Origin of the sequence: Colwellia sp. 20A7 (assembly GCF_009832865.1) — a bacterium.
In the GTDB taxonomy this organism is placed as follows: Bacteria; Pseudomonadota; Gammaproteobacteria; order Enterobacterales; family Alteromonadaceae; genus Colwellia.
This window is the reverse complement of sequence record NZ_CP047130.1, coordinates 3839740-3866380: the sequence shown is the minus strand read 5'-3', so window position 1 is coordinate 3866380 and position 26641 is coordinate 3839740. Positions and strand designations below refer to the sequence as shown.

At 35.3% G+C, this 26641-nt stretch carries 28 protein-coding genes; 16 read left to right on the top strand and 12 right to left on the bottom strand.

Features of this window, described 5'->3' with window-relative positions; translation table 11 throughout:
• The 13 genes from GQS55_RS16560 to GQS55_RS16500 all read left to right on the top strand — a co-directional run bounded on the left by GQS55_RS16560 (position 1) and on the right by GQS55_RS16500 (position 14115).
• Positions 1–735: a hypothetical protein gene (locus tag GQS55_RS16560; protein WP_159821543.1), complete on the top strand. Its 735-nt coding sequence runs from the start codon at positions 1–3 to the stop codon at positions 733–735.
• Positions 732–1022, top strand: a complete 291-nt coding sequence (locus GQS55_RS16555) for a hypothetical protein (protein WP_159821542.1) — start codon at positions 732–734, stop codon at positions 1020–1022. Before GQS55_RS16560 ends, GQS55_RS16555 begins: the two co-directional genes overlap by 4 nt.
• Complete coding sequence (locus tag GQS55_RS16550; RefSeq protein ID WP_159821541.1) at positions 1019–2755, top strand: type IV secretion system DNA-binding domain-containing protein; 1737 nt, start codon at positions 1019–1021, stop codon at positions 2753–2755. The genes GQS55_RS16555 and GQS55_RS16550 overlap by 4 nt, the downstream gene beginning before the upstream one ends.
• On the top strand, positions 2733–2978 hold the full coding sequence (locus tag GQS55_RS16545; RefSeq protein ID WP_159821540.1) for a relaxase domain-containing protein: 246 nt from the start codon (positions 2733–2735) through the stop codon (positions 2976–2978). The genes GQS55_RS16550 and GQS55_RS16545 overlap by 23 nt, the downstream gene beginning before the upstream one ends.
• Positions 2972–5545 (top strand): MobF family relaxase, encoded by a 2574-nt coding sequence (gene mobF / locus GQS55_RS16540; protein WP_159821539.1) that lies wholly within the window; start codon positions 2972–2974, stop codon positions 5543–5545. Before GQS55_RS16545 ends, mobF begins: the two co-directional genes overlap by 7 nt.
• Positions 5546–5603: 58 nt before the next feature.
• Positions 5604–5858, top strand: coding sequence for a hypothetical protein (locus tag GQS55_RS16535; RefSeq protein ID WP_159821538.1), 255 nt, complete (start codon positions 5604–5606; stop codon positions 5856–5858).
• 142 nt (positions 5859–6000) lie between these two features.
• Positions 6001–7140 carry a GIY-YIG nuclease family protein gene (locus GQS55_RS16530; RefSeq protein WP_159821537.1) on the top strand — a complete coding sequence of 380 codons (1140 nt, stop codon included), beginning with the start codon at positions 6001–6003 and terminating at the stop codon, positions 7138–7140.
• Entirely contained in the window at positions 7134–7610 is a 477-nt protein-coding gene (locus GQS55_RS16525) for an NUMOD1 domain-containing DNA-binding protein (protein ID WP_159821536.1), read from the top strand. Before GQS55_RS16530 ends, GQS55_RS16525 begins: the two co-directional genes overlap by 7 nt.
• A 592-nt stretch (positions 7611–8202) precedes the next feature.
• The gene (locus GQS55_RS16520; protein ID WP_159821535.1) at positions 8203–9099 is read left to right on the top strand and encodes a type IV toxin-antitoxin system AbiEi family antitoxin domain-containing protein; all 897 of its coding nucleotides are present in this window, start codon (positions 8203–8205) and stop codon (positions 9097–9099) included.
• A gap of 15 nt (positions 9100–9114) precedes the next feature.
• Positions 9115–9987 carry a nucleotidyl transferase AbiEii/AbiGii toxin family protein gene (locus tag GQS55_RS16515; RefSeq protein ID WP_159821534.1) on the top strand — a complete coding sequence of 291 codons (873 nt, stop codon included), beginning with the start codon at positions 9115–9117 and terminating at the stop codon, positions 9985–9987.
• The gene (locus tag GQS55_RS16510) at positions 9980–10651 is read left to right on the top strand and encodes a PP2C family protein-serine/threonine phosphatase (RefSeq protein ID WP_159821533.1); all 672 of its coding nucleotides are present in this window, start codon (positions 9980–9982) and stop codon (positions 10649–10651) included. Before GQS55_RS16515 ends, GQS55_RS16510 begins: the two co-directional genes overlap by 8 nt.
• A 1355-nt stretch (positions 10652–12006) precedes the next feature.
• A complete protein-coding gene (gene ltrA / locus GQS55_RS16505) occupies positions 12007–13668 on the top strand; it encodes a group II intron reverse transcriptase/maturase (protein WP_159821532.1) in 1662 nt (553 codons plus the stop codon).
• Between the two features lie 114 nt (positions 13669–13782).
• Positions 13783–14115 (top strand): hypothetical protein, encoded by a 333-nt coding sequence (locus tag GQS55_RS16500; protein ID WP_159821531.1) that lies wholly within the window; start codon positions 13783–13785, stop codon positions 14113–14115.
• A gap of 293 nt (positions 14116–14408) precedes the next feature.
• On the opposite strand, the gene GQS55_RS16495 is transcribed toward GQS55_RS16500, so the two are convergent.
• The 3 genes from GQS55_RS16495 to soxR form a co-directional block, all read right to left on the bottom strand.
• Complete coding sequence (locus GQS55_RS16495) at positions 14409–15680, bottom strand: Xaa-Pro dipeptidase (RefSeq protein WP_159821530.1); 1272 nt, start codon at positions 15678–15680, stop codon at positions 14409–14411.
• A 182-nt stretch (positions 15681–15862) separates the two neighbouring features.
• Positions 15863–16675 (bottom strand): RecX family transcriptional regulator, encoded by an 813-nt coding sequence (locus GQS55_RS16490; protein ID WP_159821529.1) that lies wholly within the window; start codon positions 16673–16675, stop codon positions 15863–15865.
• Between the two features lie 107 nt (positions 16676–16782).
• Positions 16783–17223, bottom strand: coding sequence for a redox-sensitive transcriptional activator SoxR (gene soxR, locus GQS55_RS16485; RefSeq protein WP_159821528.1), 441 nt, complete (start codon positions 17221–17223; stop codon positions 16783–16785).
• Between the two features lie 93 nt (positions 17224–17316).
• Here soxR and GQS55_RS16480 point away from each other — a divergent pair, with 93 nt between their 5' ends.
• Positions 17317–17733 carry a VOC family protein gene (locus GQS55_RS16480; protein ID WP_159821527.1) on the top strand — a complete coding sequence of 139 codons (417 nt, stop codon included), beginning with the start codon at positions 17317–17319 and terminating at the stop codon, positions 17731–17733.
• Between the two features lie 67 nt (positions 17734–17800).
• Positions 17801–18313 carry a flavodoxin family protein gene (locus tag GQS55_RS16475; RefSeq protein WP_159821526.1) on the top strand — a complete coding sequence of 171 codons (513 nt, stop codon included), beginning with the start codon at positions 17801–17803 and terminating at the stop codon, positions 18311–18313.
• Between the two features lie 899 nt (positions 18314–19212).
• Here GQS55_RS16475 and GQS55_RS16470 read toward each other — a convergent pair.
• Together GQS55_RS16470 and GQS55_RS16465 are read right to left on the bottom strand one after the other, a co-directional pair.
• The gene (locus GQS55_RS16470; RefSeq protein WP_159821525.1) at positions 19213–20484 is read right to left on the bottom strand and encodes an ABC transporter permease; all 1272 of its coding nucleotides are present in this window, start codon (positions 20482–20484) and stop codon (positions 19213–19215) included.
• The gene (locus GQS55_RS16465; RefSeq protein ID WP_159821524.1) at positions 20474–21160 is read right to left on the bottom strand and encodes an ABC transporter ATP-binding protein; all 687 of its coding nucleotides are present in this window, start codon (positions 21158–21160) and stop codon (positions 20474–20476) included. Before GQS55_RS16465 ends, GQS55_RS16470 begins: the two co-directional genes overlap by 11 nt.
• Before the next feature lie 176 nt (positions 21161–21336).
• Between GQS55_RS16465 and GQS55_RS16460 the strand changes: the two genes are divergently transcribed.
• Entirely contained in the window at positions 21337–21969 is a 633-nt protein-coding gene (locus tag GQS55_RS16460; RefSeq protein WP_236559678.1) for a DUF3299 domain-containing protein, read from the top strand.
• A gap of 52 nt (positions 21970–22021) precedes the next feature.
• On the opposite strand, the gene GQS55_RS16455 is transcribed toward GQS55_RS16460, so the two are convergent.
• The 7 genes from GQS55_RS16455 to GQS55_RS16425 form a co-directional block, all read right to left on the bottom strand.
• The gene (locus tag GQS55_RS16455; protein WP_236559677.1) at positions 22022–23086 is read right to left on the bottom strand and encodes a CobW family GTP-binding protein; all 1065 of its coding nucleotides are present in this window, start codon (positions 23084–23086) and stop codon (positions 22022–22024) included.
• Complete coding sequence (locus GQS55_RS16450) at positions 23034–23210, bottom strand: SEC-C metal-binding domain-containing protein (protein ID WP_159821522.1); 177 nt, start codon at positions 23208–23210, stop codon at positions 23034–23036. The genes GQS55_RS16455 and GQS55_RS16450 overlap by 53 nt, the downstream gene beginning before the upstream one ends.
• 11 nt (positions 23211–23221) lie before the next feature.
• The gene (locus GQS55_RS16445) at positions 23222–23599 is read right to left on the bottom strand and encodes an SgcJ/EcaC family oxidoreductase (RefSeq protein ID WP_159821521.1); all 378 of its coding nucleotides are present in this window, start codon (positions 23597–23599) and stop codon (positions 23222–23224) included.
• Between the two features lie 97 nt (positions 23600–23696).
• Positions 23697–24092 carry a MerC domain-containing protein gene (locus tag GQS55_RS16440; protein WP_159821520.1) on the bottom strand — a complete coding sequence of 132 codons (396 nt, stop codon included), beginning with the start codon at positions 24090–24092 and terminating at the stop codon, positions 23697–23699.
• 18 nt (positions 24093–24110) lie between these two features.
• A complete protein-coding gene (locus GQS55_RS16435; RefSeq protein ID WP_159821519.1) occupies positions 24111–24572 on the bottom strand; it encodes a transcriptional repressor in 462 nt (153 codons plus the stop codon).
• Between the two features lie 2 nt (positions 24573–24574).
• Positions 24575–25135 (bottom strand): ZrgA family zinc uptake protein, encoded by a 561-nt coding sequence (locus GQS55_RS16430; protein ID WP_159821518.1) that lies wholly within the window; start codon positions 25133–25135, stop codon positions 24575–24577.
• A 420-nt stretch (positions 25136–25555) separates the two neighbouring features.
• On the bottom strand, positions 25556–26560 hold the full coding sequence (locus GQS55_RS16425) for a LacI family DNA-binding transcriptional regulator (RefSeq protein ID WP_159821517.1): 1005 nt from the start codon (positions 26558–26560) through the stop codon (positions 25556–25558).
• Positions 26561–26641: the final 81 nt, after the last annotated feature.

Here is a 26641-nt window from a genome sequence, read left to right as displayed (position 1 = left end):
ATGTTAAACATCGATAATTTCTTGCATGAAAACTTTTTAGTCGAAGCTTGTGGTTCATGCATATATGAGGGTAATAAGCCAAACATAGAAATGCAAGTGTCAGATTTAATCCAAAAGCTTTCCGTTAACTTCGAAAGCCTGAACCTTGAACCACAGGAGTATTTTGACTTAACAAATGAGCTTGAGCAGTTCTCTTTTGATCTTGAAAATAACATTTATTCTGAAAATACAAAGATGATCATTTTTGCTCTGGCTTGCTTTATTCATGATCATTCGCCTTTATTTAATAAAGATAACATTTTTATCGATAAAAATAGTAATAAGATTTTTATAGAGTTGCTAGCAATCAGTTATTTCAAGAAATCCCCCTTGATAAATTTACGACTTCCGATTGAAGCAGAAAATATTAACGACTTAATGAGGTATTTCAGAAAGTGCGTTTTAACAATTGTTTCTCAAAAATACTCAAAAAATGAGTTGCGAACTATTTATATAGCTGGCTGCTATTTAAGTATTAATGATTCTTACTTCAAATTTTCTCTTCCTATAGATGATACTCATACCCGACTCATCATTGATGATAGAACAACATTTGAAATTTCATGTGAAGAGTCCGTAATTCAAAGCCGTGGGAGGATATCAGAATTGATATCAAGGAATAGTAAATACTCCCTATATCTCAAGTATTCATTGATGATATTGATGATATTAGCTTTGGTAGAGGAGATCTTATGAGTAATTATTCTGATAAAGGGCGGTTTGTTCGATTTGAGCGTGAAGTGGATGCAAAGTTACAAGCGGAGGCTGATCGCAAAGGTTTACCTGTAATAGATATTATACGTGACTCTGCATTTCGCTATTTTGATTATCCAAATCATGAGCTTTTATTTCAAAAATTGGAAATAAGGTTATTGAGAAGATTATTTACAATGAACAGCATAATTGTTGGCTTGAACGATAATGAGATTCAAAAAGCGCTTGAACAATGCAATAAAGAATTTGAACAGGAGGTATTGAAATGAACGCTTCATACCTTCCCCCTAGTTTAAAGCAAAATCATTGGCTTTTGTATATATACATACTTTTGGGCCTAACATTTGTTTTATCATTACTACTAACAGTTATTAGTTGGAATTGGTTCAGCGAATGGAAATATCTGTCAAATCCATTAAGAGTTTGGTGGGACTCTCTACAGGGGGAACTACCCATTTCATATTATTGGAGAGGCATTAAGTCGCTTCAATTAGAGACGCATTTTTATTTACATATATTTGTACCTTTTCTATTTTCATTTTTTGTTAGTTTGATATTAGTCTGGAAATTTTTATATAAATTTGGAGGGAATACACTCGAAATTAAGGTGCGAGGTGTCGATTTAATTGAATCTAAATCTGTGAAAAGACATGCAAAGAAAAGAAATAAAATTGAAATAATTAATAGTAGTGATGCTGGACTAATGATTCACCCTGAAGTTCAAATCAGTAGAAAAAGAGAGCTTAACAACTTTTTAATTACTGGAATGCAAGGTGCAGGGAAAACCGTTGTAATTTTTGGTTTGTTGCAACAGCTAATAGATAGGCACTGTAATTTGTTTATTTTTGACCAAAAGCGTGAGTTTACAGAAAAGCTATACGATGAAGACACTATTTTAATTGCACCATGGGATCAGAGGGGAGTGAGTTGGAACATTTCAGCGGATCTACCAGATAAAACTTCAGCTTTTAACTTTGCAAAAAGAATTATTATTGAAACACCACAACCTTTTTGGTCGACTTCATCGGTTTTAATGCTTACGGGGATGATTGTAGCATTGCAGGAATCGGGTAAAACATGGGGCTGGAAGGAACTATACACAATGACTGAAATAGATTCTGAAAAATTGAATTCTTTATTGTCTGAAAACTCTCCTGGTTTAATTAAATATATAGATTCAAATAATGAAACATCTAGCGGTGTGTTAATGAATTTGCAAAGCAACATTGGTTGGATGGAATATTTATCTGAATATTGGCCGAATTCTGAAGATGCAACTTTCTCAATAAAGGATTGGGTCAATGGAGATAATCAACCTAAAAAAGTGATTATTCAATCCCATAATAGATATAAAGCCTTAGCGGAACCACTTTTTACTGCATTATTTAGTGTCCTAACAACAGAGTTCCTCGTCAGTGAAAGAGGAAATAAGAAAGAAACGTTTTTGTTGTTAGATGAGTTCGGGAATTTAAATAAGATTAGCGCTCTGAGTGAGTTTATTTCTACAGCACGCGAATTTCAAGGAAAAGCGATAATTGGAACTCAATCTATAAGTCAAATCTTCGAAGTGTATGGTGAGCATGATGCCAATTCTCTACTTAGTATGTGCGGTAATGTAATTTCGCTCCGTGTTGGTAGTTTAGGGATAGACGCTGATTATATAAGTAAGGGGTTTGGAGAAAAAATAGTAGAAAGACCTAATTACAATGATGGTAAAGCAACAGGTTGGAGTAAAGATGTCGAACAAGTAGTACTGCCATCTGAATTAATTCATTTACCTATTCCTGATAATAAAGGAGTACATGGTTATTTAACCGTAAATGGCTGGAATGCTACATACAAATTAACTTGGCCTTACCCTACATTAGAAGGAGAAGCTGAGCGTTATATTCCCTCGCAAAGTTTTGCGAAAACAGTTTCCCATATTTCTATTGAACCTATTACTACCCCTAATAGAGTATTAAGAAGAAGGAGCGCCGATGCTAACAATATTTCCAGTTAAGAATCCTGAGTATTATGCAAGTGATGATTATTATGTAAAAAATGGAGAAATAGTTGGTGTTTGGGTTGGGTATTTAGCTAAAGAGCAGGGCTTTCCTAAAACACTTGAATTAGATCATTACAACAATGTACTTCAAGGTAAATCTCCAGTTACAGGCAAAGCTCTATTTCAAGAAAATAGAAGACTCCCACAGAATGCTAAGAAGAAGGGGGTCCGATGCTAACAATATTTCCAGTTAAAAACCCTGAATATTATGCGAGTGATGATTATTATGTAAAAAAAGGTGAAAGGGTTGGTGTGTGGGATGGGTATTTAGCTAAAGAGCTTGGTCTCCCTAAAACAGTTGAATTAGATCATTACAACAATGTACTTCAAGGTAAATCTCCATTTACAGGAAAAGCATTATTTCAAGAAAATGGAAAAGAGCATCGTCCTGCTTGGGATTGTTGTTTTTCAATGCCAAAATCGGCTTCTTTATTATTAGTTATTTCCAATAGAGAAAGCATCATTGATGCTCATGAAAGAGCCGTTTCTAATGCTATAAAGTTTATGGAGCGACATGCAGCTAGATGTAGGCGAGGTCACAATGGTGCAAAAAGTGAAAAGCTTCCTGGCTTGCTTGTTTCTCGGTTTACTCATTTTGAATCACGAGAAACTCAAGATCAACAGAGTCAAGTAAATGGTCATACTCACTGCCTTGTTCAAAATATTGCTATGAGAAATGATGGTACCTGGGGGGCTATTGACTCAAGAGTTTTATACCAGTGGAAAATGGCTATAGGTGCGGTTTATAGAAGTGAATTAGCGAAAAACTTAAGAAATCTGAGATATGAAATTGAAGCAGACAAAAATGCATTTAAAATCAAAGGTATTTCTAAAGAATTATGCGATAAATTTTCAAGCAGAAAAGAACAAATTGTCATAGAGTTGCAAAAATATAATTTAAAAAACTCATCCAATAAAGCTGGAGATAAGCTAAGTTTATTCACGAGAAAAAAGAAATCTATAATACCTGTTGATACTTTATTTGAGTCATGGAAATATGATCTCAACGCTGAAGGTTTAAACAAAAGTTTTGATAAAAGACTACGCTCAAATTCTCCTATTATTTGTGATAATTATATTTTATCAAGTCAGGCTCTATCGCAATTAACCGAATCTAAGTCAACATTTAGAGAGCAAGATTTATTTCATAACCTCGCGGTTCAAGGGCAATTTTCAGATGCATGCTTTAATACCATTTCACAAATAGGCCGCTTCACACTTCGTAATGCAAATGTTTTATCACTAGGACTTGATTCTAGACAAAATAATATTTTCACAACAAAGGCTGTTGTGGATAATGAATTGAAAATGCTAGAACTTGCCAATACTCTAAAAAATCAACGAAAGATAACTGTTCCTAGTTCATCAGTAATTTATTGGTCGATTGAAGAAGCTTCAAAAGAGCTAGGATTTCCATTAGATATTGAACAAGAGGAAGTAGTATATTCAGCTCTAACAGATTCAATGATTAGTATTGTCCAAGGAAATTCAGGGACTGGAAAAAGCACATGTATGTCTTTGATAAATAAGTCTTATTCAAAGATTGGGTTAGAGGTTGTCGGGGCTTCTATTGCAAAGAAAGCCGCTGATAGTTTACAAGAAGGTTCCGGTATTAAGTCATATACACTGGCAAAGCTAATAACTCAATTTGAAACAAATAAAAATCCACTTATTGGTAAGGCTGCAATTGTTGTTGATGAAGCTGGACTATTAAGTGTTTCCCAGTTGATTTCATTATTTGATATGGCACTCGGTTCTGGAACAAAGGTAATTCTAGTAGGTGATGATCGTCAATTACAAGCAATAGAGCACTCTGGTGCCCTAAAATACCTTTCTAAACCAGAATTCATAGGCAACACTAGGTTAGAAACAATAAGAAGGCAGAAAGCAGAGTGGGCACGAAAATCTGTTATTTCATTAAAGGATGGAAACTCTCTTAGTGCATTAACTAACTTTAATGAAAGAGGTTTATTACATTTCAACGATGATTTTGATAAATCTGTCGAAAACTTAGTATCAGATTATTTTGATTATTTAAATAAACATAAGGATAAGAAGGCTGTAGTAATTGCTCAAAAATGGCGAGATGTTGTGTTTATCAGTGAAAAAATTAGACAAAACTTACAATCTATTGAAAAGGTTGGTGAAGACATAGCTGAATTTGATTGTTATGTTTCCGAAAAACACTTTAAACAAAAATTTGGTATTGGTGATCGGGTTCGATTCTCGAAAAACGACTACAAAATTAAAGTGAGTAATGGCTCATTAGGAACAGTTAGTAATATTGTAATAGATAACAATGGGAAAGCTTTATTTGAAATAAAACTAGATTCGGGTCGTAAAATAAAATTCATTCAAGAAAATTATATTACTGAAGAGGGCTATTTACCGCTTGTTCAAGCTTACGCAACAACAGTATATAGCGCCCAAGGAATCACCGTTGAAGGCGATTCCTTCATCCTCTATTCATCTGGAATGGATAGAGCTAATACATATGTAGCAGGTAGTCGACATACTGATAATTGTCATTGGTATTTTAATAAGTTAGAAACTGACGTTGAAATCAAAGAGACTGTTAAAAGTTCTGTAGATGAGCAAAGAATTAATCAAGTAATGCGTTGGATGAATTCAGATAATTCGCAAAAACTTGCGATTGAATATTTACAAAAAAACTCAAAAGAGCTGATTCAACAACAATATATAAAAGAGGACTTTAATAATATAAGTCATGGAATCATCTGCTAGAAACCATTAGAGTAAATATCAATATATTAAATAAATATCGGCTGAAAGGATATTCTTCATGGCAGTTGAAGTGACGGCAAATGGAAAAACTACTAATTATCAAACAGTAAAGGAAGCCTGCCAAGATCATGACGTAAAGCTATCAACTTATTATTATCGTAGAAGTACAGGGAAGTCTTTAGAAGAAAGTTTAAGAATAATTGATAAGCAAAAATCCTTAGCCGATATTGCGAAGATAAATGGTATTAGCTATGAGAAGCTTAGAGGACGATTAAGACATGGATGGACTTTAGAGCAAGCACTAGAAACCTAGGGAAAGGCACCCATGTCATGGAGTTAAGCTTCAAGTGTATAAGGATAATCAACTAATCACGTTTGATAATATAAGGCTAGCATGCGCTTCCTATGGGATATCAGTTAACACCTTTTATGAAAGGAAAAAAAAAGGATACTCTTTGGAGCAAATATTAGGTATCTGCCCAATAAAAAAGCAATGTGTGAAAATAGATAAAACGGATAGGGGTGTAAAATCTTCAACAAAGAAGAAATTAAAAACAAATAAATTCTTAGAAAAAGCTGATAAACCTTTATTAGAGTTTAAATTAACTATAAATGGTGAGTCCAGATCTTACAGCTCAAAGAAGCATGCAATAGAATCTTTCGAAATCAAAGTGCCAACATATAACTATAGAATAAAGCATGGATGGACCATCGAAGAAGCTCTTGGCTTAATCTCCCCTCCTTCTAAAATTTTAAAACGTAAAAGTGTCAAGGTTCTCATAGATAAGAGGGAAGTTATGTATCCTTCCCTCTCAGCAGCATGTCGAGCACACAAGATAAGCTACAGTAAATTTTCTAACAGATATCATAGCTTAAAAATGACAATTGAGCAGGCGTTAGGCATTGAAAGTGGAGTGCGAGAACACTGTAAAAAAGTCGCTGTAAATGTCGATGGAAAAAGAGTCATTTTTGAAAGTATTACAAAAGCATCTAAGGCATTCGGTGTAAAAATGGCCACTGTTTCAAAGCGTATCAACCATTACGGCTTTACCATTGAACAGGCCCTCAATCTAGACGTTCCCCCAAAAAAATCAGAATACAATTTCAGCGGTACAATATATTTAGTCTCTAATCTTTCCTCGGGGAAAAAATATGTAGGGCAAACTGTTAAAAAAGTCAGTGAAAGGTGGGATCAGCATATTGAATCATCTAAGGGAGGAGAGAAATTTAATATTGAATCTTTACCATATGCTATATGGAAATGTGGTTTGGATAACTTTATGATTGAAATATTGGAGGCTAGCATAAGTGGTGACCCAAGAATTAATGCAAGAGAAAAATATTGGATTAAACACTTAAATACTGAAGCACCTAATGGCTATAACCTTACCGCTGGGGGCGGAAGTTACTCTAGTGGAGGAAGGAAATATGTGTTTCAAGGCATTGAATATCCATCTAGAAATGAATTATGCAGAACTTATAACGTAATACCTGCAACTTTCAATCAAAGAATTAAATGTGGCTGGACAATGGAGCAAGCTCTTGAGATTGTTCCACCTAAATCAACAAAAGAAAAAAAGTCACCGTTATGGTAAATGACCAACCTATTTCTTTTGATTCTATTAAGTCCGCATCGGAATATTTCCAAGTTAGCTATTCAAATGCTATGAGCCGACTTAATAGCGGAAAAACTCCAGAGCAAGCCTTTGAGTTAGAAATTTTTAATAGAACAAATAGAACGCCAATAAAAGTATATGAAAGAGGGAGTGTTAATCACTTTGAGTCAATTGCAGATGCCGCCCGCTATTATGGAATAGATAGAAAAATAGCAGCAAAAAGAATAAAGAATGGTTGGACTGTAGAGGAGGCCTTAGGAATTCACCCACCTAAAAAAGCTCACTCCCATAAGATAGTAATCACTCAAAACGGGAAGAAGTTTGTTTTTAACTCTATTGCAGAGGCTGCTATAGAGTTTAATCAAAAGAAAGATACTGTTGCAAGTCGTTTGAGAAAAGGCTGGTCACCTGAGGAAGCTCTTGGAATTATAGATAAACCAATTAATTAAGTGATTCAAAAAATTGTGCAAAGGTCGAGTTAATTTATAGAATGTACCCGTGAAAACACCTTTAAATAATTTAGTTATAATGCAGCATATATAAATCCATCCTAATTTAAATCGCCCACACCATGATAACTTACGTCCTTAGGACGTAAGTTATCATGGTTAGGTGTGTTTGTCTAATCCTTTATCTATAAAGGATTTTTTGACTCATTTGTAAAAGCAAAAATTTGACAATGCTGTATATATCATGTATAAGTCCTTAGGACTTATACATGATATAGGCTTAATGAAAAATCTTTCATTAATCTTTTAAAACAACATTGAATAATATTTGGGAAACTCTGATGATAACGAGAAATCGAGGGATCTTTTTGTCTGTAAAAATGAAGTTATGGTTGAGTACTAAACTTACGTCCTTAGGACGTAAGTTTAGTACTCTGGGGTGTGTTTGTCAAATAATTCTTTACACCCCATGATAACAAAGCAGTTTCCTATTAAAATATATATCAATAAAATTTACTGAAAGTTTGACTTGTATATTCATTCACTGTATAAGTCCTAAGGACTTATACAGTGAATTATGTTGGTGATATATTTGAAAACTATTCCTTTAAAAGAAGCACTTAGGCTTACCATTATTAAAGAACATAAAAAGCCTGTTATAACAGAATATGAGATAGCAAAATATATGTTTGCTATATATAAAACCAAAGAATATAACGGCACTAAAATAGGTAAAATTTCTAAAAATGAACCCGATTACTTTGTAGTTAGAAATAATATATTAGATATGGAATCATTTGGAGTTATTCAGAGGATTCAGTCATTACCTGTTTTTTCATTAAAAAGCCAAAGCTTCCCAAGTGCACAGCAAGTGGTTTGTACCGCTAATCCATGTAGTTACATAGCTTACCTTAATGCTATGGAATGGCATGGAATTACAGATCGTATACCTAAAACAATGCAAGTTGTTACCTGTTCACAAGCAGCATTCAAAACGTTAGTGAGTAGTGACTTAACAAAAGAATTTCCCGAAGCGACAGATCTTAAAATGCTGATTCCTAAAAGGCTTGTAGAGCTACCCAAAATTGATGGAAAGGAATTTATTTTTCATCAAAAGAGAGACTTCAAGTTGCCTAAAGAACAATCAGATAGCGGAGGAATAAGAGTTCCTTCAATAGGAGATACTTTTTTAGATATGTTAAAGAAACCTGAATTTTGTGGTGGATTTAATCATGTACTAGATGTTTACAAGGAATATGGCTCTGAATATTTGCCTTTAATCACTAAAGCAGTAAATAAAAATGGAAATGCGATGGATAAAGCTAGAGCTGGTTATATTTTAGAGGAAGTATTAGGTATTTCACATAAACTCATTGATAAGTGGAAAGAAAGTGTATCTCGTGGAGGCTCTAGGAAATTGATTGCATCAAAGCCATATAAGGCTGTATTCTCTGAAACGTGGTGTATATCAATTAATAATGAAGAGTAATAATGAAGAGTAATAATGGAATATAATATTGAAGAGTGGGTTAAAGTTGGCCCAGAAGATCGAAAACATTTTAGACAAGCAGTACATACAATTTTATTTGCAATAGCTGAGAGTGAGTACCTAAAGCCTAAAATGATAATTAAAGGCGGAATGTTATTAGGTATTAGATATAATAGTGATAGATTTACCGAAGATATAGATTTCTCCACATCGGAAAAGTATAGCGAAATTGACAATGTGGAATTTGAAGAAGAATTGAATAATGCACTTCTTGAAGCATTTGATGAACTACCTTATGGGATAAAATGTTTAGTTCAATCTTTAAAAGTTCAACCTAAAAAACATATCGAAAGTGCCACTTTTCCATCTTTAAAGCTTAAAATAGGCTACGCTCATACGTCAAACGACAAAGCTCTTTCTAGATTAGAAGCCAAAAACTGTACAAATACTGTAAAAATAGATTATAGCTTCAATGAAGTAACGCATAAAATTGATGACCTAATAATTGATGATGAAGAAGGTATTTTGGCTTACGGTTTTGAAGATTTATTTGCTGAAAAACTTCGTTCAATCCATCAACAAGTAGTAAGAAATCGAAGCAGAAGACAAGATATTTATGACTTACACTATCTTATAAAAAATACGGACACCCCTTCAGAAGAAGAAAAAATGAATATACTGAGGTTTTTGTTTGATAAATCTCAAGAGCGATTGCCAGATGGTATGCTCCATATGAATTCATTGGACGATGAAGATATTAAGAAACGCTCTTCTGAAGATTATCCTTTATTAGCTGATGAAATTGAGGGAGAACTTCCTAACTTTGAGGATGCGTACGCAGCAGTTAATGATTTTTACAAGTCATTACCTTGGGGGGCTTATGTTTGAAAATACATATTCTAAAAGCTTGCAAGGACAAAGAGCAGAAAATTTAGATCGATATTGTTTTTATAATAGAGAGAATTGGGCTGTTTCGATTCTTATCGATGGATTTGTAAACGAAAAGCCTCATTTTGTGGATTGTTTATGTAAAAATATTAGTACTGAGGTTACATCATTAGAAAGTGTAACTACGCTAGAAGAATTAAATCATGTTGTTATAAATGCGATAAAGCAAGAGACTTTAGGTAAAGGTAAAGCCAGTATTGCGATAGTTACCTCTTATCTAGACTCAGTTTCACTATTAACAATTGGGGATACTAGAGCTTACCTCATGGATAGTAGAATAAGAACCGTTGATCATTCTAGAGCGCAAGAATTAGTGGAACAAGGTAAGTGTAATGGAGACACTATTAATCAAAACGGTTACCGAAGATACCTTACAAGATCACTTTGCACTCTTAATAAGGATGTTGAAATTGACATAACTTATTATCCACAATTTACTAGCGGCAATACAATATTGATGTGTTCTGATGGTTTCTGGAGTAGGTTCAAAAATGATTCACAAATTTTTAATTTTTCTAGTAATTCATTGGAAGAATATATGGAATCGCTTTCGGATAAAGACTTAGAAGATAATACAACGGTGTTATTATTAACGAAACGATAATAAAAAAATAAATCTGCACGCTTCATCATTTGAATGAATAATAATTAATCATGCCTTCAATGCTTTGTTTTTTGTTAATATAAGTAATATTCAGATCCAAAATATCGATTAGTAATTATAGTTAATTGCCTTTGGGGTATAATGCGGGGTATCCCATTTTGCATGTTTTAATTTTTGCTTTATTATTAGCAGGTTACCGCTCATGTGGGCGGCATGATGTAGTGCGACGAGAGTCGTGTAGGTCACTAACCTAGCAGGCTACACCGTAAGCGAATGCTAACACATTCGCTCACCTACCTGCAAATATAGCAATCGACTCCGACATTCGGGGGTAAGACCAAATGCCGGACACTTCTTTTAGAAGTGGTCGTGCAATTGTGTTTTACAATTGTAAACGAGACATTCAGTCATCGATCAAAAAAGCAAGAGTTTAGTATAAGCCAAACTGATTTTACCATCAGTAAATCGCGATTTCTATCAGCGAACTATAGAGTAAAATAACTGATATTTATCAGTTTACTAAGTAGAAAATCGGTTTATATGTAATTTTTCGCATCAAAAATTGAAAGCAATTTGTATCAGTTTCTCCATTGGAGTATTGATTCGTTATTGTTATTGAAAGAAACGTTTTCAGTTTCGATTAAAGTAGACCTACTGGCGTAAGCCATTAAAGTTATTGTCTCAGCATATTCATTTATATGTTAGTGAGACCAACCTTACGACAGGTTGTAGCCTAGGGATAGTGCATTACTGGTAACGGTTTTGTGCGAAGCTTCCTAACAATGTATCTCTGCGAAAGCAGTATTTAAACTCGTGAGAGTAAATATAGTCTGTTAATAATAAACGGGCTGAGAGCTAGGCTAAACAATAGGGCTAATGTATTTGAACTGCTGATAAACACCGTCAACCGCAATAAGCGAAATATTATTGATACGCTTAAACCAAAAGGTGCGCGACTGGTTATTTCTTTTACATCTGGAAATACGTCGTCATACAGTCGTCGGTGGACAGGCAGAGCCTAAGTTGTTTGTGTAACTTTAGTGGAACTCGGTAAGCCCAAATATTTGCTTTATTTATTCGTAGTTTAAATGTTTAAAGCAGGGGAGTCGCAAGGCGAACTGTTGAATATGTGGGTAAAGGAGGTTGGAAAAAGCAAATGCTAGATTGTAATGATTTAGATAGGTGCGAAATGCGCTAACTGGAAACGGTGCTAACTTCCAACTGGTCTTTAATCGTGAGATAGACGTGTAAAGCCGTCTTTAATTTGATCCTAACGGGACAAGAAATAATTCTTCCCGTTAGGGGATAATTACGTCTTGTTCTTGTTGGATTATAACTAACAGGAGAAAAGCAAGATGAGTACGGTATTTGTTGTACCTGCGTTCTCCCATCAGGCGCAAAGCTGGCATACCATTAATTGGTATTCAGTTGAGCTTCAGGTGAGAGGGCTACAAGTACGGATCGCGAAGGCGACTAAGCAGCAACAGTGGCGTAGGGTGAAAGCCTTACAACGTTTGTTGGTGCGCTCGTTTGCTGCTAAATGTTTAGCGGTTAAACGGGTAACTGAGAATCGAGGCAAAAGGACTGCTGGTGTTGATAGGGAGTTATGGGGTACGCCAAATTGTAAATGGCAGGCTATTTTTCGATTAAAACGGCAAGGGTATAAGCCTAAGCCACTGCGGAGGATTTACATTCCAAAGAGTAACGGTAAACGTCGCCCTTTAGGAATACCGACCATGTTAGATAGGGCTATGCAGGCATTATACCTGTTAGCACTTGAACCAGTGTCGGAAACAACCGCAGATCGTAATAGCTATGGCTTTCGACCAATGCGCTCTACGGCTGATGCGATAGAACAATGTTTTGTCAATTTAAGTCGTAAAAGCTCGGCAGAGTGGGTGTTAGAGGGAGATATCAAAGGCTGCTTTGATAACATCAGTCATGACTGGTTACTTGCCAATGTAGTGTTGGATAAACAAGTACTGAGTAAATGGCTGAAATCGGGATTCATTGAATTCGGTAAGTTAAACGCAACGAAAGCGGGTACACCACAAGGGGGGATTATTTCTCCTGTGTTGGCTAACTTAGCACTTGATGGTTTGGAAGACGTGTTATACGCCCATTTTGGGAAGAAAAACACGAAAGCCGCCTACAAGACTAAGGTCAATTATGTGAGGTATGCGGATGACTTTATTATCACAGGCATTTCGAAAGAGTTGCTTGAAAATGAAGTTAAGCCACTTGTTGAAGCCTTTATGGCGGAGCGTGGTCTTACGTTGTCACCAGAGAAAACGGTGATAACGCATATCAATGATGGGTTTGATTTTCTTGGGCAGAATTTACGAAAATATAGCAATGGGAAGATGTTAATCAAACCTAGCCGTAAAAGCGTAAAAAGTGTGCTTGGGAAGGTTCGCGACATAGTTAAAGGGCAAAAGACTATTACAGCAGGATTGCTTATTAGTCAGTTAAATCCAATTCTTCGGGGTTGGGCTAACTACCATCGTCATATTGTGGCGAAGGAAACTTTTAATTACGTGGATTATCGTGTGTGGAAACTTCTGTGGCAATGGTGCAGACGACGGCATAATAATCGTCAGAAACGCTGGATTAAAGCTAAATACTTTAAATCAGTGGGGCCACGAAACTGGACGTTTTCAGGTATTGTGCCTGACGATAGAATTGTCAGGTTAATGTACACCAATGATATACCGATAAAGCGACACATTAAGATGAAAGCAGAGGCAAATCCGTATGATTTAGCATTTGAGGAATACTTTGAAAAGCGCCAAGAGCGAATTTGGAGAGACTCAATGCAAGGTAAACGAATTTTGTTAATGCTTTGGCTCAGACAGCAGCAACGCTGTCCCATGTGCCGCCATCCAATTACTAAGGCAACAGAATGGAATATTCACCATATTGTTGAAAAGGTAAAAGGTGGTAGTGATGAAATGAGTAACTTAGTGTTGTTGCATCCTAATTGTCATCGGCAATTGCATGTAGTGGGGAAAAACTGAATTTAACTGGCCATGTATTTGACGGAATAACTAAGTTATTATATTATGAGTACCAACTGGTACGACCAGTTGTTTTTTATTCATATTATAAATATTATAACATAGAGGTTTCCAATGGTACATTTACTAAAACTAGTTAAAAAAGGTATAGATAATCCGATTAAACAGTCTAACCAAGTAGAGTTTCTGCATTTGGAAAGACTTGTTAATGAAGGTTATATAAAAGCTACTAGGTTTGAACCTTTAGTAGGGGGATTACAGTTTTTTGATGCAAAACTTACATCTAAAGGTGAGTCTTGTTTAGAGAATAAAGTTGAACCTTTTCCATTAGAACAGACAGATAAAAACGTTTGGACTATGGAGAGGAGAATTCAAATTTATGGGGTGGTTACAAGTGTCATAACACTTGGAATAGTCTCAGCTGAATACTTGAAATCTCTTGGTTAAAGTCGCTGGTCTGTATTCAGGTATAGACTTATAAAGGCTTGAGCCGTATGCGGGGAAATTCGCACGTACGGTTCTTAGGGGAGGGGTAGCTAGTAATAGCTGCTCCTTACCCGACATCATGCTTGATTAAATCGTCTACTTCTGCGTTGCTTAATTGCTCGTTTAAGAAACACTACACGTCGCAACTAAGCGCCTTGAATTAGACAATTTACTCTACGTATCACCCTGATGTTATAAAGCCCAAATAGAAATATTTGGGCTTTTTGTTATCTCTTTTTTGCTCTGATATGTGTTTATTTTTTATAAACAACGCCTGCTTTCATCACAAAAGGTATATTTTCTAAAGTACTAATATCTTTTAAAGGGTTACCTTTAACAGCAATTATATCACCCGCGAATCCCTTTTTAATTTGCCCTAGTTCTTTATCCATTTTTAATAATCTAGCACTGTTAATGGTAGCCGCTTGAATAGCTTGTAACTCAGTCATACCAAATTTAACCATGCGAGAAAACTGCTTTGCGTTATCGCCGTGTGGATAAATAGCTGCATCAGTACCAAATACCATTTTCACGCCTGCTTTTACTGCTCGACTAAAACTATCGCGCTGCTTTTTAGATACTTGACGTTCTTTATTTAAGTTCTCTTCGTCAACACCATTTTCTTCACCATACGTTAAAGTGTATTCAGTATTATAAATATCCATTGAAAACCAAGTGCCATGTTTTAAAGCGAGTGTAATTGCTTCATCGTCTAAAAAGCTAACGTGCTCTACACTATCTACACCCGCTTTTATGGCGGCTTTTATTCCATTGGTACCGTGAGCATGCGCAGCAACAGGCAGGTCGCGCATATGTGCTTCCTCAACAATAGCTGTCATTTCGGCTAACGAATATTGTTGTACACCTACTTTTGTTCCTTTTGAGAATACACCACCGGTTGCACAAAATTTAATGGCATTAGCACCGTACTTAATGTTTTCACGTACTTTAATACGCACATTCCATGGGCCATCTGCAACACCTTCTGCGGTATGTTTTAGCTCTGGAGGTAAGCGATTATTATCACAATGGCCGCCTGTTATACCAAGTGATGGGCCAGCTGCCCAAATGCGTGGACCAACGATATCACCGGCATTAATACCGTCACGTACTGCTATTACACTATAGCCTGCAGCTCCTAAATTTCGAACAGTGGTAAAACCAGCCTCTAATGTTTTCTTGGCAAAGTAAGATGCTTTAATTGCCATACGAGGTACAGACTGTCCTAAGCGTTCACTGCGCGATACAGTTGGGTCACTTGTTAAATGTACGTGCATATCCATTAAGCCAGGAATTAACGTAAGTTCAGGTAACTGTATATACTCATCATTTATTTCTACCGTGGGCTTTTTATTACGTTCAACGGCTATGATTTTTCCATTATCAATCGTTATTAGAGGGGATGTGATTAGTTTACCGCTTTGCACATCAAGCATTGCTTTTGCTGTAATGTAAGTAACGGCATGTGTTTGTAAGCTAGTAATACACAATAATGCAAGTGAAGAGGATAATAATGTTTTTTTCATAGATTTCTTCTTATTATGGTAATTTAGTTCGTTTAAATGTAGCAAAGCCCTTAATTTATGTACATGTTTGATAGTGAATGATATTTTTACCTACTTTTGTTCCTTCTTTAAATATAAGTAATCTATCAGGGAGAAGAGAAGTTAAAATTAAAATACAGTGGCCATTATTTAGACTGAATGTTTTACACATCTAGCTCTAACGCCATAACTTCTTTTATTTCATCACTGGTAAAGCCCTTTCGTGACAGATAAGCATAAGCCTTTGATTTGTCTTTGTAGTCAGACAAGTCATACTTCTTTTTGGCTAATTGATCTTTACAGCTTTGATAAAAATCAATATCACCGGCAAGCGTTAATTGGTATAAAGTTTCTTCAAACTCAGTTACATCAATAAGATTTTGTTTTAGCTCATTAAGAATAAGTGTTTGCCCTTTGCCTTTTCGGTATAACCTCATAATTTCAGTTGCAAGCTCAGCTTTTTCAGCCTTTATTGCCATTTTACTACGTAATGTCGCCTGTGCCGGGTGTTGTGATAAAGCGCGATCTATTTGTGAACGTGAGAAACCTCGCGTTGTCATTTGAGTATAAACCTTCTCTTTATTAGTCCCTTCGAAGGTGATGTACCGAGACTGCAATCGATTACTCGCCATTTCATAGAAATTAATATCACGTTCTTCAATGACTTGCTCAATAGCTCTTTCGATATCACTTGACGATATTCCACGTCTTTTTAATTTGTGTTGTACTGCGCCTTTTCCTATTTCATTGCTAAAGGCAGATTCACAATATCGTATTGTAAATTCTAAATCGTTTTTTAAATAACCACGTTCAATAAGTTGTGTCAGAACGGTCTCTATCCAGTCAATGTTCTCTGTTTTGCGTTCTAATTTGCTACGAATTTCAGTAATAGTAAAATCTTGTTGGCTCAGATGCCAATAAGCACTATTAAATACGTTTTCGATGCTTTTGGCTTGTCGAAGTGGTGGTCGTTGCATAAATTGAATCTTTCATTGAATATCAGCGGTAATAGTTTACCAAAATCTACGCCTATTAAAAAATACCAATACTTGTAGATAGTAAATAAAGTTATTCAGTCGCAAAGCTAAGTTTTATCTAATAGAACAGGACCCACACCGTGTGATGATAATTTGTCATCTTCATTATAAATAGGGCAACTTTTCATCGATAAACAACCACAACCTATGCAACCGGTTAAATAGTCCCTCATATTTTCCATGTAACGAATTCTATCATTCAACTCTTGCTGCCAATTTGACGCAAGCACTGACCAATCATCGGCGGTAGGTGTTCTATTATTGGGTAAGGTTGATAGAGATTGTTTAATATTTGCTAAACTTATTCCCATTTTTTGTGCTGCTTTGATCAATGAAACTCGTCGCAATACTTCTTTTTTATATCGACGTTGGTTACCTTGATTTCGCAAGCTGTGAATTAAGCCTTTCTCTTCATAAAAGTGCAGTGCTGATACTTTCACACCGCATCGTTTTGCGACTTTTCCTACCGTTAAATTTGCTTCTTCCATATTGCCTCCAAAATAAATTAATAAAACACTTTACCTCAAGTTAACTTGAGGTTTTATAGTGGCATCATCTTTACAGAATAGGAAGTAAATAATATGAGATTAGAGCATGTAAATTTAGTGATAAGCGATATACAAGAATCACTTAGTTTTTATCAAGCGGCTTTACCGCATTGGAGAGTTAGAAGTGAAGGCGTGAATGAGTGGTCTGGTGTAGAGCGTAACTGGCTGCATTTTGGTGATGATTATCAATACATTGCGCTTAATGATAATGGCATTGGCGAAAATCGTGATTTAAGTGGTCATCAAATAGGCTTAGCGCACTTTTCTTTTGTGACCAACGATCTTGATGCCGTAATTCTTCGTTTAAAGCAAGCGGGCTTTGAAATAGCAAAACAAGGCGCTGTTACTCAGTTTAGAAGAAATGTTTACTTTTTAGATCCAAGTGGTTATGAAGTTGAATTTGTTCAATACCTAAGTGACCTGCCACAAGAGCGAAATAATGATGATTAAAGTTATCGTTTCATTGAGCAGAAAATAAACGTAATAAATTTATAATATAGAAAACTAGGAGCTTTAGATGACTGACATTGTGGTCATTCTTGCGAGTGCAAGATCAACTGGAAATACTCGAAAATTGATAGACGAGATTAGTCACGAGTTAAGTGTTGACGTGATTGATCTTTCGGAAAAAAACATCTCCCCTTATGATTATGAACATACAAATATTAATGATGATTTTATGCCAGTGATAAATGAAATTTTACACTATAAAAAAATAATTTTTGCTTCACCTATCTATTGGTACGCTGCTAGCGCACAAATGAAAATTTTTCTCGATAGGGTTACCGATTTATTGCAGTTAGATGCATTAAAGGTTTATGGGCGTAAACTTCGAGAGAAAACAGGTTATGTGGTTTGTACCTCGGCTAGTGTTGAAGCGGATAGTGACTTTTTACGTGTATTTGAAAAAACGTTTAATTACTTAGGTCTTGATTATCATGGGTATGTCCATGCTAATTGTCAAAACGGTTATATACCTGATAAATACAGTACAGATGTTGCTAAATTTATTCGATTGGTGAAATGTTAAGCTGGTATGAGTGAGTGTTATAAGTGGCTGTAATAGTTTAATAAAAAAACAACGATCATGTACTTATAACTTGATCGTTGTTTAATTTATAAATCACATATATTCGTTAATATAAGTCTAGTTTTTTATTCGCATTCAACATATTAAAGGAGGCGGTTGATGCATGGGGATAAGTGGATTATATGTTTTGTATTTGACGATTTATAACCATTGTTATAAGATACCTGTACTGGTACGACCAGTTTGTTTTAGCTTAATTAACTAATTGTTATAATAACATAGAGGTATACAATGTTCGATATTTTACGAAAGATAGATAATGGTCATTTTCAGAGACAGTTTAACTCAAATTTTGAGGCGCGGCTTTATCGCCAAAGTGATCCAGATTACATATATTTAATAAATAACCTTGGGTTAGTGGAGCTTATTGAAAGCAATGTTGGCTCGAAAAATAAAATTATTGTCAAGTTGACATCTATGGGGAAGTTGGCTTGTAAACATTAATGATTCATTAAACTTTTTTTAATTCCATGCATAAAAAACTTGAAGCCTTACGTACAAAAATTGTTCCGGAGGTTTGTTGTTTTTGATAAATCAATTTATTAGTGTAGGATTTAGTCAAATAATGAGCTTGAACGAATTAGTGTAAATAATAAACCAGATATATATAAAGCTATCTAAAGTCTTGATATTAGCCAACCCTATAGTTGGCTAATATTAATAAATATAGTATAACTGTTAGGTGAAAAGTCACCTTCAGCCAACAATATTATCGTTTCACAGTGGTTCAATTCATGTTAATCAGGTTCAGTTAGTGTAAGAGGCAAATTAAAACGTTTTCTTTAGTAGCCCGTAGAGTCTGTTAACGTCATATTTCACAACGTAGCCTATTATAAGACTTAATGCGTTAATGCGTGATTTTTTGATTGTATATAGCTAATAATTGACGGGATCATAGCAACAATTATTGAAGCACAAAGTATTGCTAGTAATAAATACAAACTTTCAATCGAAATAGTATTGATGCTTATATGCAAGCCAAAATAAGCAACGAGATATTCTTGTGCGATAAAAAGGCTTAAGGTTAATAGTCCCAAGCCTAAAGTAATACTGACAATAGTAATAAATAATGCTTCTAACTCAATGAGTAAAAATAAAAACAGTGGCGAAGCACCAATAACACGTAATAGTTGAATTTCACGTGTACGTTCACGAATTGACGACAATAGCATGGCACTTACCCCTAAACAGGCGGCAACAAAAACTAATATTGACACTAATAATAAGGTGTTTTCTAAAATTGTCATCATTTGCCAAAGTTCAGACAATGCAACACCGGGTAAAATAGCCAGCAAAGGCTCTTGGGTGTAATCGTTGATTTCTCGCTGTAATCGAAAGGTTGCCATTTTTGAATGAAGGCCCAACATAAACGCAGTAATACTTTTAGGTTGTAGTTTTTCATGCAGCGCCGTTAGCTCTGACGCTTCAATAGCCCCATGCGTATGTTGCGGTTTATTATCCTGCTGACCCCTTTGCCAACCCATGTGTATTGCTTCGATACTTTGTAAACTGACGTGTAATGTTTGATCAACAGGTGTTCCTGTTGGCGCTAAAATGCCAACAATAGTAAAAGGGTTGTCTTTATGGGTGTTAAAGCTTGTTTTTGATATACCGTGTGTAAGGACAATGTGATCACCAATTTGATAACCTAACTTATTGGCAACCTGGGCACCTAAGACAACATCAAAAACATGTTCGAAAGCTTTACCTTTGGCAAGTACTAGGTTGTGTTGCTTGCCATAATTAAAGTACTGAAAATAATCAGCTGTCGTCCCCAGTACTCTATAGCCTTTATGTGAATCACCCAATGACAGGGGAATTGCCCACTTTACTTTGGCGTTTGCTTTGATTTTTTCGAAAGATTGCCAGCGCATATTATTGGTTGGACTACCAATTTTAAAAACAGAATAAAGTAATAAATTTAAACTGCCTGTTCGAGCGCCGACAATAAGATCAACCCCTGATACGGTGTTAGAAAAACTTTCTTTAGTTTGATGTCGAATATGCTCAACGCCTAAGAGAACAAATATACTGACCGTCATCGCCATTATTGATAAGACGATAGAGCCTTTACGGTTTTTTAGGCTTTTCAGTGCTAGCTTAATTAACATGTAAATTATCTACTTGGTTAATCTCATTTAATGACTCAACCCTATTAAAGTAATGTGATAACGACATGTCATGGCTAACGAATAATAAGGTGATATTGTTCTTGGCAACGATCGACATTAATAACGCCATAAATGAATCTGTATTGTTTTTATCTAATGAAGAGGTAGGCTCATCAGCAATTAATAATTTAGGGTTATTAATTAAGGCACGTGCAATGGCAATACGTTGTTGTTGGCCAATACTTAAGTTACGTACCGGTTTGTCCCAGTCTGTCTCTGGCATATTTAACGTAGTCAGTAATATTTTTACCTCATCAATAAAAGACGACTTTGCACTTGATTGCGAGAAATAGTTTGCTAATTGAATATTATCAACAGCATTGAGGTAAGGAATTAGGTTAAATTGCTGAAAGATATAACCAATATTATTGGCTCTAAACTTATCATGTTGTCGGCTTGTTATATTATCCAAACGCTGACCTAGTACACTTACTTGCCCTTGATTAGGCAGTAATAAGCCATTTAAAATTCCGAGTAAGGTCGATTTACCACTACCCGAAGGGCCGTGTATAAAAGTATTTTCACCATTAGCTAGTGACCAAGACGGAATATTTAATAATGGAATATTAGGTTGGCTAGGGTAGCTAAAATGAATATTAGAAAGATTAATTACCATTATTTACGTCATTACTCATTACGGTTAAAAATTGTTTTAATAGTCAAATGATACAGTGTATCATTTGACTATTAAACTTATTTTTTGAACCTAATTAAAAATGATTAAATTAAGCCTATTGAGTGTCGCTTTTTTGTTAATGTTTGGCTGTGAACAATCGTCAAAAGAGGTGGTTATTGAAAATAATTCTACCGTTGTTGCACAAAAAATCATCGTCTATTACTACGCCATTAACAGATACGCCATTAACAGAAACTAAAAAACAGATCGCGTTAGAAAAAGAAAAAGCAGTAGAAAACGTAACATTGCCGACATATGATTTTATGACAGCCGATTGGCTTGACTTGATCCCTGAGGACGACTTAGATGCTTTACTTAATCCGCCCGATTATCTCGATGAGATTGTTGACGGATCAGAGGCTGATAAATTGAATGATACCTTTAAAAATGAAATTGAAAAAAGTAGTAATGATCGTTATCAACAAGCACTAGTGTCAACTCGTATTAAACCTGTTGTTAATAATGCCCCCATAAAAATTCCGGCGTTTATTGTGCCACTTGGCTTTGATGATGAACAAAAGGTAACACAGTTTTTTATGGTGCCTTATTATGGCGCATGTATTCATCTACCACCACCGCCACCGAATCAAACGATTTTTGTGAATTATCCAAAAGGACTTGAGCTTGAGTCTCTTTATGATGCCTATTGGGTATCCGGTATTATCAAAACCTCGCTGGTTGAGAATGAAACAGCAATAGCGGCTTATTCTATGGATGTGCATGCAATTGAGTTTTATACAGAAGAATGAATACAGAAGAATGATCATTACTTCTGGCGTAAGGTAAGCACAGGGCTTACTTTTAACGATGAATACAGTCCATTAATTGTGCTTCAATGGAATCGTCTTTCTTGTCAGATATTATTTCGATGCGACTTTCTTTAATCGTATTAAGCTTTGTTTCTGTTAAGGTATTTTCAGATATATTATATCCCAATGCCCCTAAATTTGTATTAAAGACAGCTTTAATACGATCAGCCTTGATACTCTTTAAAAGCTCAATGAGTTTACTGTGATTAAAAACTATATTAATAGAAAATCGCCAGCCAACACTATAAAAACCCTCACCCGAATTCATAGCTTTTAGGAAACCACACTCAGGTAATATGGCATCTGCAATTAGTGATTTTGTTGTCACATGATGATGATGTTCCAACAAGATAGTGGCAGCGGGTGGTCCGGCTAATTTTGTAATTGGCATCTGCCCTTGAGTTGAAAAGATAACCTCAGCATTTGCTTGACCGTGATGTTTTACATATTGTTTTAAAGCTTCTTTATCTGCGTTTTCATATAACTCGACTTTATTGCCTATAACAATGTCAGCAATAGCGATTTGTTGATTAAATATATCGTGTGACGTGTAGCGTTTGTCTGCTAAGTTGCGTGCATCAACAAGTGTTACTGTTTTTTCTAATAATAATACGTCTTGATAATGCTCACTGGTCAGTACTTTTAAAATCTCTTGCGGATGGCCTAGTCCCGTTGGCTCTATAAGTAAGCGATCCGGTTTTGCATGAATTAATAGCTGATTAAGAGCAATTTTCATAGGAACACCGGCAGCGCAACACATACAGCCACCGGGTACTTCACGAACAAATACACCTTGTTCTTCTGAGTATTGGCCAGTAAGTAGGCTACCATCAACGCCTATTTCGCCAAACTCGTTAACTAAAATAGCCCACCGTTCGTTGGTGGGTTTGTTTCTCAATAAATGTAGCATTGCTGAGGTTTTGCCAACGCCTAAAAACCCGGTAATAAGGTTGGTAGGCACGTTGTTAATTTTGTTATGTTTCATTATCTCTTGCTGTCTACGTTTAGCCGCAGCACTTTTTGAATTTTCGCCCACTGTTACATGGACAAAGATCATTGCGGCCAACTTTTGGGGATGTATTTATTATTGGGCTCTGCGGTGCACAGCAACTTGATTTACTATAACAGCTGTCATTATCCTCTATTGTTTGATTAATATCATCTTGATTATTATTATTCATACGCAAACCTCTTAAATGAATACTGACTCGGGCATTTGTGAAGAGTGATGTTTAATGATTAGCCAACGTTTTCCATCCCAACGATAAACAAATGTAAAACGTGCCTGTGTTGTAGTACCGTTATTAAATGAAAAAGTATAAACCCCTGAATTAATTATCACCTGATCGAAAATTAAAATATTGGCTTCATCTATTTTACCAACAGGAGATCCTGTTAAGAAGTTAGCAAAATATTCTTCAATTTCTGCATGGTTATGGCAAACCTTATTAGATATCGTTGGTAACAGTACTGCGTCATATGCATATAACGCTGCAACATTTTTTGCTATTTTTGTTTTTAAGGCGTTATTCCACTGGTCAAATAACGCTAATATTTCATTCTGGTTCATTCTGGTTCATTCTGTTTTATCTTATAGCTTTAAGTTTTTCAAAAAAAACAAAGGGTTATGTGTTATGGATGTGGCCTTTCAAATGACTTTCAGGTGTTTAGTTTGAGCAGCTTTTATGTTGTTGGCAGCGTCTGAAGTTACCTATATGTGCAATTACAACAAAAGTAGCTCCGAACAATGTTAATAATTTTTCGCCACTGTCACCGATAACTTCATGGCCTAAAGTAACCGCCAAAATCATTAAAGTAAGACCAGACACACCCCAAGTGATTAGGCGATAACGTTGGTGTTTTTTACAGCCGAGCGTTAATGCATAAATACTGGTGGGGATAACAGCGATTAACATCCAGATATGAAACGCTTCATTATCTAATTGCAAGGCGCCTAAACTAGGAAGCGCCACTAATAAAAGCGGCAGTAACATACAATGTATGGCGCATAACATTGATAAACCAATCGAGAATTTATCGGTGAGTGCTTGCGTTATCTTCATTTTTTATCCTTAGAGCTATTAGGCTATTTTGTTGATACAAGTGTTGCAAATACAATGTATTTCTAACTGTGTGTTAGAAAGTACAAAGTTAGCGGTTTTCATACCCTGTTTAATTTTTGAAATGAGCGATTTTTCAAAGTTTATTTCTTTGACTAGATCGCACATGCTGCAAATTAGAAATTGTGATTTGTGGTGATCATGGTCTGTGGCGATATGTGTGCAAATGATATATTTGTTAGTTAATTGTAATTTATGTATAAATTTTTCATTTTCTAAAAATTCAAGAATGCGATAGACCGACATAGCAGCAATATTTTCATTAAAAAGCTGTTTGTATAGCGCTATAATTTTATAAACAGTAAGCGCCGTTTTTGATTGAGCTAACGAAATCAATACTTGTTTTCGTTGAGTGGTTAAACACATGCCATGTTTTTTACAGTGCTTTTCTGCATAAGTGATTATTGCATTAACGTTAGTCACATTTATCTCAGCTTAATAACGCGGTTTTTTGGTGATAATAGTACAGAGCCTTGTTGCTCTTCTGTAAGCCATCGAGTGTTTATTTGGTGAATCGCTGAAAAGTGATCAAATGCATTAACCGTAATGGTGAGCAAAGTTGGTACTTCTTTACAATGATAATGATAACTAGCAATAACTTCATGATGCTTAACTTCTTTATTATTATGTTTTTCATCTTCGGTATTGTTCATATTATGGATGCTTGATATATCAAGCTGTTGATCCATTAATAAACACTCGCTATTAGTAAACGCAAATAGCTCCTCATGTTGACTTAATATTATTTTAACGTCATTGGTAATTTCGATATCCTTGGCTGTTTTGGCTTTATGTTCAAAGCCTAAAATATCGATAGCAGGATATTTTATTTCTAATTCTATGGATTGCTTTTCAACAGCAACCGTTAATTCAGATACGCCATGTACATGTGGCGAAAGGTGAGCATTATTTCGGGCTAATGCATCTAAGTGTACTAGCAAGTAAAATAAGGTGGTGCATAATATTACTCTGTTATTCTTTTTCATATATTGAACTTCTGAGTAAATAAACAATTGAAAAATATGACATAAAATTCCGAGTTATCTTTATCAATAATAAATAAATACGTAAATCAATCTTAATTAGATATGTTATAACATATCCTTTTCGGTTGCTACTTATTTATAAAAAAATTATTATTAATACCAGTTTCATTAATTAAGTGATCTACTTTATACGTAGGGAAAATGGCCAAGTACAAGGCATTTATTTTAATAACTAGTTGTTCTAATTATAAAATAAATAACGCAGTAATTAGTTGTTTTAACCAGTAGAAATGATCACATAGTGAGTGAGATTGGTATAGGGTAATTTATAGGATGAAAGAGAAGGGGTTGGATAGATAAACGCTTCTATAAAAAGAAACGTTATTATTGGGGATGAAAAATATGTGTTAGCTATTAATTTTAGCTATTAATACTAGCGATTGAATCTCGGGCAATAAGCGCAGGTTCAAAAGAATGGTTTATCGTTAAGCCCTTTTGTTGATAAACATTTTTAAGTACTAATTTTGCCGCCATATGACCCATTTCTCGCACAGGGTTATCTATGGTGGTTAGTTTTGGGTAAATATGACGAGAAAAAACGATGTTATCAAAACCGATAATTGATAAGTCTTGAGGTAATGCAACGTTATGTTCACGTGCGTAAGTCATTGCACCCGAGGCCATTTCATCATTTGCGCAAACTAATGCAGTAAACGTTGATGCTTTACTGAGAAAATTTTTAAGGCCTTCTTTGCCGCCTGTTTCTGTAAAATCGCCTTCAAAATATAATTCTTCTTTGAAAGGCAAATTATTTTGCGACAGTGCTCTTTTATGTCCAGCTAATCTGTTGTGCGCATCGGCTTTAAATTGAGGGCCAGCAATGTAAGCTATGTTCGAGTGTCCCTTTTCAATCATCGCTTGTGTCGCAAGATAACCACCTAATTCATTATCAAGATATATACAGTTACCGGCTAACTCAGGGATTATTCGACTCATAAAATATACAGGTGTTTTCCCTTTAGCAAGGGTGACTAGGTATTCATCCGTTAAGCCTTCAGTATGCACGATTAGTGCATCACAATTACGAGAGATTAAAAAATCAATTCCATCTTTTTCTTTATCTGCTTGGCTGTGGCCAGTGGTTATAATAACGTGTTTACCGGCCATTCTTAATTCTGATTCAATGCCGGCCATCATTTGGCCAAAAAACGAACCATCAAGTTCAGACACTAAAATGCCCACACTGTTTGTGCGATTAGAGGCTAATGATTGAGCAATAGAGTTAGGTCGATAACCTAGCTCTAGCATGGCGGCATCTACTTTTTGACGTGTTTTATCACTAACTCGGGTGTTGTTATTAATAACCCTTGAAACGGTTGCTAATGATACGCCGGCTAAGCTTGATACTTCATATATTGTCGCCATAATTATCCTACAATGTGAGCTCAGTCATTAGATGATGGCGTCGAAAAAAGGTGGATTTTAGCATAATAAAGTTCATCTAAA

Coding starts and splice junctions, on each gene's coding strand:
- GQS55_RS16560 (WP_159821543.1), top strand. CDS start 1: ATGTTAAACATCGATAATTTCTTGCATGAAAACTTTTTAGTCGAAGCT.
- GQS55_RS16555 (WP_159821542.1), top strand. CDS start 732: ATGAGTAATTATTCTGATAAAGGGCGGTTTGTTCGATTTGAGCGTGAA.
- GQS55_RS16550 (WP_159821541.1), top strand. CDS start 1,019: ATGAACGCTTCATACCTTCCCCCTAGTTTAAAGCAAAATCATTGGCTT.
- GQS55_RS16545 (WP_159821540.1), top strand. CDS start 2,733: ATGCTAACAATATTTCCAGTTAAGAATCCTGAGTATTATGCAAGTGAT.
- mobF (WP_159821539.1), top strand. CDS start 2,972: ATGCTAACAATATTTCCAGTTAAAAACCCTGAATATTATGCGAGTGAT.
- GQS55_RS16535 (WP_159821538.1), top strand. CDS start 5,604: ATGGCAGTTGAAGTGACGGCAAATGGAAAAACTACTAATTATCAAACA.
- GQS55_RS16525 (WP_159821536.1), top strand. CDS start 7,134: ATGGTAAATGACCAACCTATTTCTTTTGATTCTATTAAGTCCGCATCG.
- GQS55_RS16515 (WP_159821534.1), top strand. CDS start 9,115: ATGGAATATAATATTGAAGAGTGGGTTAAAGTTGGCCCAGAAGATCGA.
- GQS55_RS16510 (WP_159821533.1), top strand. CDS start 9,980: ATGTTTGAAAATACATATTCTAAAAGCTTGCAAGGACAAAGAGCAGAA.
- ltrA (WP_159821532.1), top strand. CDS start 12,007: ATGAGTACGGTATTTGTTGTACCTGCGTTCTCCCATCAGGCGCAAAGC.
- GQS55_RS16500 (WP_159821531.1), top strand. CDS start 13,783: ATGGTACATTTACTAAAACTAGTTAAAAAAGGTATAGATAATCCGATT.
- GQS55_RS16495 (WP_159821530.1), bottom strand. CDS start 15,680: ATGAAAAAAACATTATTATCCTCTTCACTTGCATTATTGTGTATTACT.
- GQS55_RS16490 (WP_159821529.1), bottom strand. CDS start 16,675: ATGCAACGACCACCACTTCGACAAGCCAAAAGCATCGAAAACGTATTT.
- soxR (WP_159821528.1), bottom strand. CDS start 17,223: ATGGAAGAAGCAAATTTAACGGTAGGAAAAGTCGCAAAACGATGCGGT.
- GQS55_RS16480 (WP_159821527.1), top strand. CDS start 17,317: ATGAGATTAGAGCATGTAAATTTAGTGATAAGCGATATACAAGAATCA.
- GQS55_RS16475 (WP_159821526.1), top strand. CDS start 17,801: ATGACTGACATTGTGGTCATTCTTGCGAGTGCAAGATCAACTGGAAAT.
- GQS55_RS16470 (WP_159821525.1), bottom strand. CDS start 20,484: ATGTTAATTAAGCTAGCACTGAAAAGCCTAAAAAACCGTAAAGGCTCT.
- GQS55_RS16465 (WP_159821524.1), bottom strand. CDS start 21,160: ATGGTAATTAATCTTTCTAATATTCATTTTAGCTACCCTAGCCAACCT.
- GQS55_RS16455 (WP_236559677.1), bottom strand. CDS start 23,086: ATGATCTTTGTCCATGTAACAGTGGGCGAAAATTCAAAAAGTGCTGCG.
- GQS55_RS16450 (WP_159821522.1), bottom strand. CDS start 23,210: ATGAATAATAATAATCAAGATGATATTAATCAAACAATAGAGGATAAT.
- GQS55_RS16445 (WP_159821521.1), bottom strand. CDS start 23,599: ATGAACCAGAATGAAATATTAGCGTTATTTGACCAGTGGAATAACGCC.
- GQS55_RS16440 (WP_159821520.1), bottom strand. CDS start 24,092: ATGAAGATAACGCAAGCACTCACCGATAAATTCTCGATTGGTTTATCA.
- GQS55_RS16430 (WP_159821518.1), bottom strand. CDS start 25,135: ATGAAAAAGAATAACAGAGTAATATTATGCACCACCTTATTTTACTTG.
- GQS55_RS16425 (WP_159821517.1), bottom strand. CDS start 26,560: ATGGCGACAATATATGAAGTATCAAGCTTAGCCGGCGTATCATTAGCA.